We start from the raw sequence: 13650 nt of genomic DNA, 5'->3' as shown, positions 1-13650 counted from the left end.
CCTACTTTTTATCCAGTCTCACTGAGCGCTGCGCCACTAAACGCTCATTGGCATCGTAGCCGAAAACGGAAAGGTGAATGCCGTTGCGGATGATTATATCTTTGCCGATATTAAAGATTGTACGAGCAGCCTTGGTAGTGCCGGAGTTACTTCCTAGCGACTCTTTAAAACAGGTCATCGTACCTGCTTGATGGGTTTCGCAGAGCTCGATCGTCTTGATCGCCGATCCACCCGCCACGAACAAGTTATACTGATCGGATTTGCTGCCATTATTGACGGCCAGGAATAGATCCTTGGCAAGTGAACTGCGCATTGCCTTAAGGTCAGTTTCGTAGCCAGACTCAGCTGATGTGAGACCCGCATGGTGGGCCAGCAGCACTAGTCCACTTTGGACAAATCTAACGGAAAGATTCAGGTTGTTAAGCGTCTCTGTGGTATCCCGCGTGCTATGGAGTGCCAGGTTGTAGTTTATGGGGTTTTCGAATGGAAATACGGCATTGAAACCGGAGGCAGTCCACGACACATGATCGGACTGTCCAGCCTTCAGGGTGCCCTCGACCACATTACCACCCATATAAGAATTAATTAGAGTCTTGAGTGAACGCCTAAGCACTGCTCTCGTCGCGTTAGTTACGAGGTAAATCGTATCGGATGCTGGATCGCTGGCCCAAGCGTCCATGTCGTACTGCATCATCGCTACAACCTGGCGCTGCGCCTTTTGGTAGCTTTCAGCAATTTCCGAGCTACCGATGAGTCCTACTTCTTCTGCGCCATAGGCGTGAAGCTCAATCGTGCGTTGAAACTGAGCTCCACTGGCGGCGATCCGCCGTACAATTTCGATGAGAGTCGCGATGCCGCTAGCGTCATCGTCGGCACCCGGTGCTGGACTTTGTTCGCCACCGCTATTGATACTATCGAGATGAGCGCCAATGATGACTACCGGTCCAGATGCCTGCGGATCATCCCTGCCAGGGATGGTTACGATGACGGAATTTTGGCTACTTCCGGCATGCGGGATCAGGCGGACGCTGAGACCACTGATGCGACTGGCAGCCGCTGCTTCAAACATACCTTTGATCGCGACCGGAGCGTTTAAACCACTTGCCGTTGTATGGAATCGAGTGCCTAGGCCCTCAAGTGCCTGGATGGATGCCTGTAAGGAACTTTTGACGGTGGTTACATTGACGGCGACGAAATCTGCAACCGCTTGTCGTTTTACAGATTCGATAAACACCGGGGCTATGAAGGAGCTAGGTGGCGCATAATTATCAAGTAGCCTCAGGCGCTGTAGCATGCCGCAGCCGTGGGCTCCAGCATGAGCGGCTTCGGCAAGTTTAGTCTCTTGCTCCTGATTTAAAATCTCAATCAAGGCAAATCCCGCATCAACTGCGGAAGGAGGAGCATAGGCAAGAGTGCTTTCTGATGCTGCCAAAGAGTTTGAAAGGGCGCCACTTTCGGGCAGATTTACGATCACTAATTTACGGTCCTGCGCCCATCTTTTGAATTCATTGGGTTCTTGGTTTTGTTCATTAGCGGTGAGAGACATGCCGTGGCCCGACCAAATGGTGGTGGCAGCTGACGCAGCGCCGTCTGTAATCCGGAGTATATGGCGCAAATCTGAGCGCACAAACCTCTGACCACCTTGTTGCCCACAATGCGAAGCAAAAAAAACGGCAAGAGCGAGGTAAAAGTAGTGGTTTTTCATTCTTGGATCACCTCGAAAGATGAAGCAGACCAATCAGAAGACCCGTCCCAGTCCGATGGCGGTTGAGCCGTTGATGCAACTGGTTCCGGGGTGGCACTCTTTTTGTCGCGGCGGCAGTCGGGCAGTGCCATCACCGCGAGACCAATGAGGATAGAAATTTTGGCACCGTATTTCATGGGGAGCGAGATCCTTAGTTGGTGTCTTTTGTTGCTATGGTAACATGGGGGCTTAAACCTATGTAGCATCTGATCCCACAAAGTTAACTGGTGAGCAAGGAGCGGCGATGCTGTTTGGCCTGACTCTGATTACGAGTGCTGTAATGGCGACATCTGCTTTGGCGGTTGATGATCGCGATCAGGAGATTTTTGGGGCACCTGAGGCGACACCGGCCGAGATGGTTGCGCCGCGTGTGGTTGCGACTTCCGATGGCCAAAAAGGTATGGCACAACGCTTAGCTGATACCTTACAAATCGGTGGGCGTCTCGAAGTCAGGCTGGACAGTGTCAACCGTGAAGCCACAAGAGCAGCCGACAGTGAACTCACGCGTCTCAAACAGGCTGACTTGTATTTTGATACGCGACCAAACACCAACCTACGCTCCTTTTTGCGGTTGCGTTTATCTGAGGGTGGATCCAACGGTGGCACCCCAGGTGTGACGTCTGACGGTGGCCTGCTCAATGATGTGTGTGTCAGCGGCTGTGTGCGATCTGATATCGATGAAATGTGGCTCAAATGGGATATTGCCCAGAAGATTTTTGTGACCTACGGCAAGCAGCACGTGCGATGGGGTAGTGGGCGTCTTTGGAATCCTAGCGACTTTACGTCGATTCGCGTGGTTGATCCCTTAGCGCTTTTTGACCGTCGCCTCGGGGTCGACATGCTACGTGTGCATCTTCCATTTGAGCGTCAAGGCTATAACCTATATGCCGTTCTACTCTATCCTAATGCAAAACGTGTAGATCAATTATCGGGCGCTTTACGCGGCGAATTTGCTTTCGGTGGTATCGGGGAATTAGCCCTAAGCCTACAGACCGCAGCCCATGCTCCCCTGAGGGCAGCAATCGATCTTTCAGTGGGTCTAGGTCCCGTCGACATCCATACCGAAACGGTGGTTACCAAACGGCACAGCCAGACTCTATACAAAGGGAAGATTAGTCCCGCGACCGGAGAACTTCCAACACCTTACCGGGATAACGAAAAATGGTTTGTGCAATCTCTTTGGGGTATGGACCGGACGATCAAATATAGTGCGGACGATGTCATCACAATCGGTGCTGAGTACTTCTATAATCAGTTTGGTTATGATCAAAGAGATTTGGAGCTATATTCCATGGTCAATGGTCAGTCGCCCGGACTTTATGCGGGTAGGCGCTATCTGGCTATCTACATGAATTTGCCCAATCCTGGATCCCTCACCGATATCAGTTTCTTTCTCAATAGCCTGAGCAACCTTAGTGACGAAACGCATTTAGTGCGTCTAACCAGTAGTATCAGGATCCATAAGGAAGCCGACCTTCAAGCCTATGTCAGCCGGTGCTTTGGTGACTATGGGGAGTTTTGTTTTCGGATTACCGACTCACTAAGGGCTTTAGGATCCAGCGATCAGGCTCCGCCTGCTGTGAAGCAGGTGGTGCAGAGTCTGCCCAATAAGCGCAATCTGACCACCGCTGGCGTCGGCTTGGTGGTAAAATTCTAGGCAAGTTAATCGGCCCGGAGACCACCGACGAATTTACTTGGTGATACCTCTTCGTTCCAGGTGTCTACTGGATACCTTGATAGTTGGAATACGTAATTTCCAGGATCTTTTGCGAGCTGATCGAAGAATTGGTAGCCACTCTCATTGGCGTGCATGTCTCCGTACGAAACGACACCGGTCGAGCGCGCCCCAAAAAATCCAAAACCGCCACCAACAGTGCAGACCCAGCAAAAGCGTCCGTAAATCTCATCGTAGCGTTTATGATCGCTCGTGGGTAGAGCGTCATCACCTTCCATATATTGACCAAAAGCCCATCGCTCTTGAGGGCCGGCCAGCATGCCCTGTTGTTCAGCCTGATAGTACCACCAGCCCTGCTCCATGAAGTGGCCGATTTTATCGATACCGATCAGTATGCCATTTAGCCGGACCACGGGGGCGATGCTATGATCAGCCGTGAACGCAGTCTTATGCGCGGGAAACTTACCATCGAGCAAGTCGACCGGATTTTTGTTGTATCTGGAATCAGCATACTTGAGTGCCAGGATTTCATTTTTCAGAGAATCGAGACGCTTCATGAGGTGAAACTCGGTCTTCGTGAACTTGGAAATTTCAAGACTCAGGTTGCCGATACTGACACCAATTCCCGAGCCGGGCTGGGGCGTTGAGCTGCGATGAGCAAACTCTTCAAGGAATTCGGTCGTTAGTTCTGGAGTCCACGGTGCCTTGTCTGGATTGACCGATGCGCGCGATTCATTAAGGACTGTATTGATGTAGCCCTCCACCTTGGACGTTACATCAACTAGCTCACGCGAGCGTTCGGTCTCGCGGTCGTCAGTCTCTTGCTTGAGGGCACTATGGGCTGCCGTGCGCACGGTTCCGCAGGCCGCTAAGTTAATGGTCAGAGCTAGGTAAGTTAGGCGCATAATCCACTCCAGGGGACGATCACTCAGAGACACCATCATCTGATCTCGGAGCAAAACAAGGGCCAACCAGGATTAAGTGACTGTATTTGCTAATATTCCAATAATTTTGGTGGCCTACAGATTTACCGCGGAAGACCTGGTGTCAAATGACTGGGCAGCCGCCTGTCGTCCGCCCAGACACCTAAGCGCACTGATGAGCGCATCCAATATTGGCTAATAGGGCTCAGTGTGTTACCACAATGTCTCACGCCATTTAGGCCCGCGTGGTGAAATTGGTAGACACACAGGACTTAAAATCCTGTGCTTCCGTAAGGGGCGTGCCGGTTCGATTCCGGCCGCGGGCACCATAAATTAAAATCAATATATATAGATAGTTAAGAGGCAATTCGTGGCTGGATCCGAGCGGCATTTAAAGCCGCGAGGGACTTGGTACGATGAATAGGACATGAGTAGTTCACCTGCCAACAATCCGTCTAAATCTAGCTCGGGCTCGGGTCAGGGGCGTGGCTCCGGCGAAATAGGGCCGTGCTACCACTGTGATGCTAAGTCTAGCTCGAATACCTACTGCGAGATCTGGCGCAGTTGGACCTGTAGTTCTTGTCTTGGGAAATTTCACAAGGTTCATCATAAATCCTGCGCTCATGAAGTCGATAAAAAAGGACTATTCACCAAACGCATTCAACTTTACTTCACCATCCAGGTCACGCGGTACGACGGTAAGATTGTGCCGCTTCAATGTCGCTTAGGCGAAAAAATGGAGATGGAAGAACATTGGATGGGTACCTATATTTTCGGCAGTGGCAGTATGATTTTAGTCAGTGAAACTAGAGCCGAGATCAACGACAAGATCTTGGCTGGACTGCGGTCAGTCAGGTAGGGGACGCCCATGAAGGCCTACATCATTTCGCGCGATAAGATGTCATCCGAGGTGCTTGAGCGAGTCCTGAACGAGGATGATTTCGTCGGTATTAAGACGCTACCTCCAACCACCGAATCCGTACAGTCCTTGCGCGATGCCGATGTTGCTACCGTTCTATTTTGGGATTTGGATGCCAAGGAGTCACCGAATCTAGTCAAGTCCTGTCCGGTACACGTGTCCGTGGTGTTTTTTGGGTCCCATGAGAGCATCAAAGCGGTTGGTGACGGTGTCCGCTATGCGCTGCGCAAGCCGTTTTCCAAACTTCAGGTGCGCCAGGTGCTACAGAGCTCCTTATTAGCAGGAGTCAAGCTTCACGCCAAATCTCAAAAGAATCCCGATGAACAGAGCGCCGACAGTATCAAAAAACGATGGCAAACAGGGCTCGCATCGATCAATGTGCGGCGCAATGAGCTTATCCAAATGCTCAAGGCGACGCCTGAGCAGTTGCGTGTACTCGTGCAAAAGCGCGGTAGCGATCTGGCGGGAGAAAACCGCAAACTGCCGGCTGCTGCCTTCCCGATGAGTCATGCCCTAGTGGTTGATCCGAGCGAGCAAAATCTGCGGCAAATGCTCCATAGCTTTGCCGCTAAATGTGTCCTGCAGGCTGACACTTCAGCGGATGGGATGGCGGGGTGGCAGCAACTTCAAGATGGTCATTACGATGTATTAGTGCTGCGATGGGAGTCGCCTGAATTAAACGGGCTGTCGTTTTACAACAAACTCCGCACCAACGAACGGTTTCGCTACCTACCCGTGGTAGTCTTGTCGTCCAAAGTTCAAACTCAGGATTTTCGCCTACTCGACGAGGATCTGGCCGTATCGCTATTACCGCTCCCGATCTCTGATAAAGCTCTGAGTGGTGCTCTTAGCCAGGTGGTCAGTAATGCTGTGCTTAGTCGCGAGTTTATCAACGATCTGACCAAAGTCATTGTCGATATCCAAAGTGTTTCTGATGCAGCCGGCAAAGAGATATTACTGCCCAAGGGTCAGGCTTATGACCAGGTCGTAGCCAACGCACTGAAGCTGGTGGGCGATCGGCTACTCGATGAGCACAATTTTGAGGGTGCTGAGTGGGCTTACTCGGCGGCGTGGCGTCTCGGTGATAGACGGCTTTCGCTGGTGACTGGCTACGGTAAGGCCTGCCTTTATCAAGGTAGAAGTGATGATGCTTTGAAGCTGATATCAGTAGCAGATGCAATTGCTCCAAAGTCAGTGGAGCGTCTGTGTCTACTCGGTGAGATTGAGCTTGGACGCCGCCACTACGGTGATGCGAAGCTGCAGTTTGGTAAGGCCCTTGTGATTGATCCTGACTCGAGACGTGCCGAAGCTGGTATCAAAGTGGCGGAGGCTCTGGAGAGTTTCGAGAAAAGTGGCGAAGCTAAAGCACCGACAGATAATTTTGCCGCCTATCTAAACATGATCGGAATCACGCTGTCGCGCGCCGGCAAAACAACGGATGCTGCAAGTTATTACGAAGCAGCCATGAATTTTGTCCACAAACCTGACCAACAGGCTAAGTTGTGGTTCAATTTAGGGATCTGTTACCTGAGGGCGCGTCGCCCTGGTGACGCCAAGGTAGCCCTTGAGCATGCCATCAAGCTATCTGACGGTAAGATGACCAAAGCGCAGAAATTCTTGGCTATTGCGAGTGAGGCGACGGCCAAAGGGTCCGTCGCTAGCGATGCGGCATTTGATTTCGAAGTGATTTGATACGCGCACCAGTGTCCGCATGTGAGGTTAATTGAACCTCTCGCCAGTTGGTGTTAAGGTTAGGATGCTGAGCTGGTTCAGCGGCTTGAGAGGTCCATCATGCGTGAGCAAACAGTTGGTGATCTTGCCCTGCCGTTAAAGAACTTTCAGGAAGTGCTGCACTCAGACTCTCTGCGTCATGCGGCCCATGCCTTACGTGCCAATCATGGTTTGCCTTTGGTTGTCATGCGTCATGGTGCAGCGGTCGGTGTCGTCACCGAGCGTGAGCTGATTCTGCGGGGCTTGCAGGCAGAGGGGGCGGGCCTCAGTGTTAGTCTCCATGTATCCGATGTGATGGCTCCAGTGCACGTGACGATTACCGAGGACACGACATTGGCCGAGGTTTTAGAAGCATTCGCTGGTGGTGTCCCAGCCTTGCCCATGATGCGTCAAGGTCAAGTAGTCGGTGTGATTAGAGCCCAAGATCTAGTGCGGTTGCTGGCGCCTAATGAGGCGCAGCCAGGGATCTTAGATCGTGCTACCACCGAGACAAAGGTTGCTCTGAGCTCCCCCATTTGGCAGGAGCTTTTGTATATGCTGGCCGAGGCTGGTATCTGAGGTCGCTGTCCGCCCGAGGACATTGCCACCCATCAACGCCCTCGTACTTTACAGCTTTTACTCTGTTCCCATCCCCAGCCGTCGCCATCGGGATCGCTGTTGTTAGTGGTGCAGTAGGGAAATTTAGCCTGGGAATATGTATCCACCCACACATCGCCGCCCAAAACAGCGGGATCGACAGTTCCAGAGGTCTTGGTGGGCGCACACCCTGACAGATTGCTGGCATTGGGGCCATCACAGTGTGGTATTGACGCTTCGGGCTTATTTGTTGGCGCCTGCTGCGTATGCTGTTGCGGTTCTTGTTGTGGCGGCTGCTGTTGTGGCTGCTGCTGGGGTTGTGATTGCACTTGGGAGAGACTTTGCTGACGGGTCGCTAGCGACCCATAAAACAGCGAATCCCATGACCGCGTTGCGCCACTCTTTATGCCGAATTTCGCGCGAATATCATCGCGTTGATAAACGGATTTCATATCCTGAATATAGGAATTCAAATTAGCCGTGTTATACCCAAGGTGCTTTCTGACACCGGTATGTAAACTGGCGTCACTTCCGTGTTGACGGCAATCTTGACCGTTACTAGCCTTGCAGCCAATGTTGCGTAGTCCTGTTAGCGCATTACAGGTATAACCATCGGGATTAAAGTCATGCGGGTTACAGGTGAGACCAACTGCTTTAGCGTCCATGCGGCGACTTTGCGTCAAACCGCAACACGGATCACTTGCATTACCCCATGGCTCGCAGGACTTGTTGGGGTTCCAAGACGACTCACGTACGGCTGATCCCGCGACGATCAGATAGCATTCCTCCTTGGATATCCCTAAATCCGCAGCACCAAGCGGATGATCGCAGGCGTTCTTGATGGCGGTATACGTCGCGCTCGGCATATTGCCAAGGTCCCACGAGGCGCCGTCGGCTTTTATGGTCGACCCTGGATTCAGCGTTTTAGTCGTTTTACAACCAAAGATAACAACACTTCCGGCTACAATGAGAGCTGATGGCCACGTCTTCATAGGTCTCTACCCTGATCTATAGGTCAAATTTTACAGTGGTGTTGAGATCTAAGAATACACCTGAATCCATGCGTTGACCATCGCCGCCACAAGGCTGACCGCTAATAAAAATAGTTGAGTCCAAACCGAACGCCGTATTTATGTTGATCAAGATCGTAGGTCAAACCGCCAAAGGTAAATGGCAGTTTGAAGTATCTAAGCAGCGATGATGCTACGCGCATACTGCCATCTTTGTTGATGGTGGCGTCCAGGATCTCTGAGGCATTCATTCCTAAGCTAAGGCCGATGATGCGTTGTTTAAGTGGCCGCTCGCGGTCGTAGCCACGCGTCATGTAATTTAGGCTTAGGATGTATCGGTCTAGGGTCTCGCTGTTGGTGATGTTAAAGAGGCGTCGCACACCTTTGAGGCGCGCGTCTAAGTGATACACGGAGCCATTATAGTCATTATCAATCGAGGGCCAGTCGACCTTGCCATCCAGTTTTTCCCGCGACGGCAGGTAGGTCCAACTAAAGCCAAAGGCCTCATCTACGGCCGGATATTTGAGGAGGGAGGCGCTGACCAGGGCTCCCACAACATTGGCGATGAGGTCCTCCGGCGCATACTTAAAGGTGGTGTAGCCATCAGCCACCTCCATGAGCGATCTGATCGCGGTCGTCGCCACGAATGCCCTCAAAAGCGCCGTTTTAGGATCAAAGCCGTGATCCTCGTAAATCTGGTCAATCACACGCAGGAGCACATAGTCCGTGTAGGCATGACCAATTTTGTCAGCGCCTCCAGCGTAGGTGTCTGGTCCAAACCAGCCCTCGCGCAGCACCGTAAATTTACCGGTGTAGTTTTCCTGATACTTCCAGGAAATCGCGCCACCAACACCGAGTCCAAGTCCCAGCCCAAACACGTAAAGATCCGCTATGTGGTCTGGTTGATGCAAGAGCTCAGCGTCAGCGCGCGCAGGGCAAATGATCAAGAGGATCGCGAGCAGGGCGGTTACAATAACTGGAGGCGTATTTGGTCTCTTAAACATTATAATGAAAAATCACCTAAAATACCGAAAAAGTGCTCATTTTTGCCCGCTAAAATGCCGAAAACCTGTTCAATCACCGCTAGAGGTTATCATGAAATCGTCGCGATGGGAGCGATGCCTTTATCTGGCTGCAGTGCTTGGCTGCAGTAGGCGGAATTCAGGATTTAGCGGCGTCGCTGGCGGAGGGAGTTCTGGGGCCATTAATTTCGAAGTGAGTTGTTCCAGTAAGCCACTGATCTGTATCCATCGTGAGGGAGACTGGAATCCCAACGATACGCGTACTGGGGGGAGCAGCAGCAGTGATAGCAATCGCTGTCCGAAGGGAGCCGTCACTGTCCAGAATCTAGTTACAACTAGTAAGTTGGGAGGGCCCGTTACTCCCCGATCCTTTCCACGTTGGATAGGACAAATAACCCTAGCGAGTGCAAATTACTCTGAGTTGATTTCTTGTTACAACGACGGGTTTGGGTTTGGAAAAGCGGATTTCTTTAGCTTGGGCCCGGGAGAGGTCCGCAGTAGCAAGGCAGGCGGACCCGGGCGGCAATAACGCGAGAAAACATTTACACAAAAGTCCTAGCATGCACGCCAATGTGTCAGATACCTCTGAGCTAAGTGCGCGCCAGCAAAAGACCATTTAACCGTTCAAATCTTTTCTTAAAGTTGCGGCGTCATTTTGCCGAAAAAGTCGTATTACATTGATAGGAGAGCAACCACAGGAGCATATAGCGAGTGTCCCGCCCTATGAAACGATTCGATAGAACAACCTATATCGCGGCGGTGAGCCTAAGCTTGCTATCGATAACCATCTCGGGATGTTCAGGTCAGAGCAGCTCTTTTGGGGGATCTTCAGGCAGGCGAAATGCCGCCGCTCAGAACCCAGCGGTCCCAGCGTCACCGGCCAATCCGCCGTCGCCAAATACTGACGCCATGTTTGATACGCTCACCAAAGTAGGGATAAGCTTTGAAGATGGTGGGACCGTTGGGCAAGGTACCGACAAAGACTTTAACGATGCTGTGCTGTGTTTTAGCGGCAAATTTGCCGTAAATATGACAAAACGGAGCGTAGTCTCAAATATCGACTAAATGGTAGTAGCCAAGTTTTCGCGGCGCGCTGCCTGCAAGAACTATATGCGCATCAATGCTGTAGATCCCCATGGCCAGACCACCTTTGCCAAGGACGTAACGACCGCGGATGGAACTGAGGCGCAAGTGTCGATCGAGTTCAAAAAGGGCGATACGCTAAAAGTTTTTCTGCTTGCTGGAGCAGGCTGTAATAATGCCGGCAAGACCATCGGATTAGAAAACCCTGACTGGGCTGCAGTAGCTCCCGACGCGTGTCGCACTTCTGATGGCGCACAGTAATCTAGCGACACTTGGATCAACGATCGAAAAGATCGCGATAACGACGGAGACTGCGGTCAAGCGTGTCAGATAGCTCAAACATTGTAATGAAAAATCGAATAAAATGCGGAAAGAAGCCTCAACTTTAACGACTAACATGCCGATGAGCTTGGTAATCAGTAGTAGAGGTCACCATGACATCGTCGCGATGGGCTTTGTGTCTTTATCTGGCTGCAGTGCTTGGCTGCAGTAACCAAAATTCAGGCTTTAGTGCCGTCGCTGGTGGGGCGGGGACAGGGACAGTTAATTTTGCGGTCACTTGTCCTAGTAAGCCTCTGATCTGTATCACTCGCATCGGAGACTGGGATCCCAATGCGGCAAACAACCATGAGAGCATGAGCGGGGACCAATCTACGAATACGAATCGTCGTTGCCGAAAGGAAGCTGTCACGGTCGAGAATCTAACTGCGTCTAATAAGTCGACCCCAAGTAGTTCTTTTCGCCACTGGGAAGGTCAAATAAGCTTACCCGCTGCTAACTACATGGAGTTGGTGAATTGTCACGATGGCGGGTCGGGATCAATAGGGCCTTTTAGTTTAGGACCTGGTGAGGCCCGCCGTGGGCAGACTGGTCCAGTATCAGGCTGGGCAACAGGCAAGTAGATCGTATCCGATCTTAGCTAGAAGGATCGCAAGCCCAATCAGAAACATCGGACGGATGATGGCGTTGCCGCGCAGAATTACGAGCTTAGAGCCAATCCAGTTGCCAGCAATGCCGCACAATGCCGCTGGAACCCCGAGCGCTAAACTAACCTCGCCATGAAGAGTAAACATGGCGAGGGCCGCCATATTGGTCGCAAGGTTTACGACCTTGGTGTTGCCGTTAGCCCGCGCGAAATCATACTTGAGCGCCCAAGCGAATAAGAGAATCAGAAAACTGCCGGTACCGGGGCCAAAAAACCCATCATAAAAACCAACCAAAAGTCCGCCGCACAAGATCCAAAACCAGCGGACATGGCCCGTAACCTGTTGTGTGGCCTGCTCTAGTCCGATACGCGATTTTTGCAGTGTGATAAAGGCAACGAAAGGTATGGCGACGAGTAAGACGTAGCGCAGGAATGCGGGGTCAACCGTGAGCACCGTACGCGTACCAATCATGGCACCTAAGACGGCACAAGCTGCGCTCGGCAGGGCCACTCGCAAATCCACCATGCCATGTTTTAGGTACCGTGCGGTTGCTAGAGCCGTGCCAAAACAGGCTGAGAACTTATTTGTGCCGAGTGCCAGATGCGGCGGTACACCGGCAGCCAAATAGGCCGGCACCGATAAAAGTCCGCCGCCACCGGCAATAGCGTCGACCACACCCGCTAAGAAAACGGCGGGCAAGATGACAGCGTAGGTGCTGGGTAAGATAACCATCTCGTGATCCCGTCTCTTTAACTGCGATATCTTCGTTAAATACAGTCAACGCATTGTAAAGACTGCCGCAAAAAAACTGTCAAGTTTTTGCCTAAAAGTTCCGATAAGAATACTAAGACACAAGCAAGTTTTAGAGGGCAACGCAATGAATATCGGTAAAAAATTGGCTCTTAGGAGCGTATTATTTACGTTTATTGCATGGATTTTGACAAGTTGTGGTGGTGCCACGGACAGCGACCTGGCGACCCTGGGGCTGACCGGTGCGGCTGCTGATATCGCTGGGATGATAGCCGCTGCTGAGCAGTCAGACACATTCAAGGCAAAATTTATAAAGGCTACTGGACAGAAAATAGCAGCCTTTTCGGTAACCATGTCCGGTAATCTGAATGATGGGCAGTTCGTGTTTGAGGGCGTGACTTACGGCAAACTTAAGTCAGCGCTCAAGGATCGTGCGCCGGACTTTTCCACGCTGAAGTCACTCGACAAAACCTTTGGATCGACGCGCACCATGTTTGCCGCCCATGGACTGAGCGGCAAGATTCGGCCAGATGAGCTGAAAGCTTTCGTCAAGGTTGCCACGGCTGGGATGCAGTCTCTCAAGAAAGACTTTAAGGGATCCCTGATCAAGAACCGTGACATAACCACCCGGACCATAGCTGGTGCCATGCGCGTCAGTCTGGCTCTTGACCTGATAGGCCCAAAAGTGGCGAAAAAAGTGGCTCTTGCTCTGGCTGATGACGAAGAGGATCTGGAGAATACATCCTCGTCGAGCGCGTCGAGCGACACCTACGGTGTCTGTGGTGCCTACAGCGAAGATGTAGAAAACAAGAATTGGTTATGTTTCGCAGACGAGATTGGTGGCGCAATCGGCTACTACGCTGACGCTAGCAAATCTATGTGGCAAGACTGCTGTGCGCCAGAGCGAAAATTTAAGGTGTGCGACGACAAGCATGCTCCGAGTGAGGGTGGTAGCTGGGGCTGGATCCCTGACCCTACTGACCCAACCGGCCAAAAGGGCGAATCATGTCATCGTTCGTTCCGGACCCCAGGTAGCACGATCAAGAAATTTTGCGAAACCACAGTCGTAGATGTCGACTCGTGGCAGTGTAGTGGTGACGGAGAGGAAGAAAAAAAGACGAAAAAACTCGATACTGCCAATGCCAATGCTGATGATTGATATTATTTGAACAAATGATCGCCGCAATCCGCCTTATTTATGGGGCGGTCAAGGCGATCCACTAAGGTTTCGCGTTAGCGAATACCGCCGCTAAATCCGTTTGTATAAGTAAATTGCATCGAATATTATCCC

General features: G+C 51.6%; 14 protein-coding genes and 1 tRNA gene. 9 read left to right on the top strand and 6 right to left on the bottom strand.

Annotation, left to right across the window (positions count from 1 at the left end; genetic code table 11):
* Position 1: 1 nt before the first annotated feature.
* Together FJ146_01630 and FJ146_01625 are read right to left on the bottom strand one after the other, a co-directional pair.
* Positions 2-1705: a M20/M25/M40 family metallo-hydrolase gene (locus tag FJ146_01630; protein ID MBM4250655.1), complete on the bottom strand. Its 1704-nt coding sequence runs from the start codon at positions 1703-1705 to the stop codon at positions 2-4.
* Entirely contained in the window at positions 1702-1881 is a 180-nt protein-coding gene (locus tag FJ146_01625; GenBank protein ID MBM4250654.1) for a hypothetical protein, read from the bottom strand. The genes FJ146_01630 and FJ146_01625 overlap by 4 nt, the downstream gene beginning before the upstream one ends.
* A gap of 107 nt (positions 1882-1988) precedes the next feature.
* Here FJ146_01625 and FJ146_01620 point away from each other — a divergent pair, with 107 nt between their 5' ends.
* Positions 1989-3401, top strand: coding sequence for a hypothetical protein (locus FJ146_01620; protein ID MBM4250653.1), 1413 nt, complete (start codon positions 1989-1991; stop codon positions 3399-3401).
* Positions 3402-3406: 5 nt separating this feature from the next.
* Here FJ146_01620 and FJ146_01615 read toward each other — a convergent pair whose 3' ends face one another.
* On the bottom strand, positions 3407-4324 hold the full coding sequence (locus FJ146_01615) for a hypothetical protein (protein MBM4250652.1): 918 nt from the start codon (positions 4322-4324) through the stop codon (positions 3407-3409).
* Positions 4325-4581: 257 nt separating this feature from the next.
* Here FJ146_01615 and FJ146_01610 point away from each other — a divergent pair.
* The 4 genes from FJ146_01610 to FJ146_01595 all read left to right on the top strand — a co-directional run bounded on the left by FJ146_01610 (position 4582) and on the right by FJ146_01595 (position 7550).
* Positions 4582-4671: transfer RNA gene (locus FJ146_01610), tRNA-Leu, on the top strand.
* Between the two features lie 98 nt (positions 4672-4769).
* Complete coding sequence (locus tag FJ146_01605) at positions 4770-5201, top strand: hypothetical protein (GenBank protein MBM4250651.1); 432 nt, start codon at positions 4770-4772, stop codon at positions 5199-5201.
* Between the two features lie 9 nt (positions 5202-5210).
* A complete protein-coding gene (locus FJ146_01600; GenBank protein MBM4250650.1) occupies positions 5211-6953 on the top strand; it encodes a response regulator in 1743 nt (580 codons plus the stop codon).
* A gap of 99 nt (positions 6954-7052) precedes the next feature.
* Positions 7053-7550, top strand: a complete 498-nt coding sequence (locus tag FJ146_01595) for a CBS domain-containing protein (protein MBM4250649.1) — start codon at positions 7053-7055, stop codon at positions 7548-7550.
* A gap of 32 nt (positions 7551-7582) precedes the next feature.
* Here FJ146_01595 and FJ146_01590 read toward each other — a convergent pair whose 3' ends face one another.
* Both FJ146_01590 and FJ146_01585 read right to left on the bottom strand, forming a co-directional pair.
* Positions 7583-8560: a hypothetical protein gene (locus FJ146_01590; GenBank protein ID MBM4250648.1), complete on the bottom strand. Its 978-nt coding sequence runs from the start codon at positions 8558-8560 to the stop codon at positions 7583-7585.
* A gap of 101 nt (positions 8561-8661) precedes the next feature.
* Complete coding sequence (locus tag FJ146_01585; GenBank protein MBM4250647.1) at positions 8662-9582, bottom strand: DUF2279 domain-containing protein; 921 nt, start codon at positions 9580-9582, stop codon at positions 8662-8664.
* A 741-nt stretch (positions 9583-10323) separates the two neighbouring features.
* Here FJ146_01585 and FJ146_01580 point away from each other — a divergent pair.
* The 3 genes from FJ146_01580 to FJ146_01570 all read left to right on the top strand — a co-directional run bounded on the left by FJ146_01580 (position 10324) and on the right by FJ146_01570 (position 11585).
* Complete coding sequence (locus FJ146_01580) at positions 10324-10665, top strand: hypothetical protein (GenBank protein MBM4250646.1); 342 nt, start codon at positions 10324-10326, stop codon at positions 10663-10665.
* Positions 10666-10944 carry a hypothetical protein gene (locus FJ146_01575; GenBank protein ID MBM4250645.1) on the top strand — a complete coding sequence of 93 codons (279 nt, stop codon included), beginning with the start codon at positions 10666-10668 and terminating at the stop codon, positions 10942-10944.
* 173 nt (positions 10945-11117) lie between these two features.
* On the top strand, positions 11118-11585 hold the full coding sequence (locus FJ146_01570; protein MBM4250644.1) for a hypothetical protein: 468 nt from the start codon (positions 11118-11120) through the stop codon (positions 11583-11585).
* Here FJ146_01570 and FJ146_01565 read toward each other — a convergent pair.
* A complete protein-coding gene (locus FJ146_01565; protein ID MBM4250643.1) occupies positions 11562-12341 on the bottom strand; it encodes a sulfite exporter TauE/SafE family protein in 780 nt (259 codons plus the stop codon). The genes FJ146_01570 and FJ146_01565 overlap by 24 nt on opposite strands.
* Before the next feature lie 145 nt (positions 12342-12486).
* Here FJ146_01565 and FJ146_01560 point away from each other — a divergent pair, with 145 nt between their 5' ends.
* Positions 12487-13518: a hypothetical protein gene (locus FJ146_01560; GenBank protein ID MBM4250642.1), complete on the top strand. Its 1032-nt coding sequence runs from the start codon at positions 12487-12489 to the stop codon at positions 13516-13518.
* The last annotated feature ends 132 nt before the right edge of the window (positions 13519-13650 follow it).

The sequence above is a fragment of the Deltaproteobacteria bacterium genome (genome assembly GCA_016874735.1).
Taxonomy (GTDB): domain Bacteria; phylum Bdellovibrionota_B; class Oligoflexia; order Oligoflexales; family CAIYRB01; genus CAIYRB01.
Note: the sequence above shows the minus strand (reverse complement) of the source record. Positions and strands in the feature narration are given on the sequence as shown.

What these genes read in the sequence shown, in the direction of transcription:
- FJ146_01630 (MBM4250655.1), bottom strand. Translation starts at nt 1,705, where the DNA reads ATGAAAAACCACTACTTTTACCTCGCTCTTGCCGTTTTTTTTGCTTCG.
- FJ146_01625 (MBM4250654.1), bottom strand. Translation starts at nt 1,881, where the DNA reads ATGAAATACGGTGCCAAAATTTCTATCCTCATTGGTCTCGCGGTGATG.
- FJ146_01620 (MBM4250653.1), top strand. Translation starts at nt 1,989, where the DNA reads ATGCTGTTTGGCCTGACTCTGATTACGAGTGCTGTAATGGCGACATCT.
- FJ146_01615 (MBM4250652.1), bottom strand. Translation starts at nt 4,324, where the DNA reads ATGCGCCTAACTTACCTAGCTCTGACCATTAACTTAGCGGCCTGCGGA.
- FJ146_01605 (MBM4250651.1), top strand. Translation starts at nt 4,770, where the DNA reads ATGAGTAGTTCACCTGCCAACAATCCGTCTAAATCTAGCTCGGGCTCG.
- FJ146_01600 (MBM4250650.1), top strand. Translation starts at nt 5,211, where the DNA reads ATGAAGGCCTACATCATTTCGCGCGATAAGATGTCATCCGAGGTGCTT.
- FJ146_01595 (MBM4250649.1), top strand. Translation starts at nt 7,053, where the DNA reads ATGCGTGAGCAAACAGTTGGTGATCTTGCCCTGCCGTTAAAGAACTTT.
- FJ146_01590 (MBM4250648.1), bottom strand. Translation starts at nt 8,560, where the DNA reads ATGAAGACGTGGCCATCAGCTCTCATTGTAGCCGGAAGTGTTGTTATC.
- FJ146_01585 (MBM4250647.1), bottom strand. Translation starts at nt 9,582, where the DNA reads ATGTTTAAGAGACCAAATACGCCTCCAGTTATTGTAACCGCCCTGCTC.
- FJ146_01580 (MBM4250646.1), top strand. Translation starts at nt 10,324, where the DNA reads ATGAAACGATTCGATAGAACAACCTATATCGCGGCGGTGAGCCTAAGC.
- FJ146_01575 (MBM4250645.1), top strand. Translation starts at nt 10,666, where the DNA reads ATGGTAGTAGCCAAGTTTTCGCGGCGCGCTGCCTGCAAGAACTATATG.
- FJ146_01570 (MBM4250644.1), top strand. Translation starts at nt 11,118, where the DNA reads ATGACATCGTCGCGATGGGCTTTGTGTCTTTATCTGGCTGCAGTGCTT.
- FJ146_01565 (MBM4250643.1), bottom strand. Translation starts at nt 12,341, where the DNA reads ATGGTTATCTTACCCAGCACCTACGCTGTCATCTTGCCCGCCGTTTTC.
- FJ146_01560 (MBM4250642.1), top strand. Translation starts at nt 12,487, where the DNA reads ATGAATATCGGTAAAAAATTGGCTCTTAGGAGCGTATTATTTACGTTT.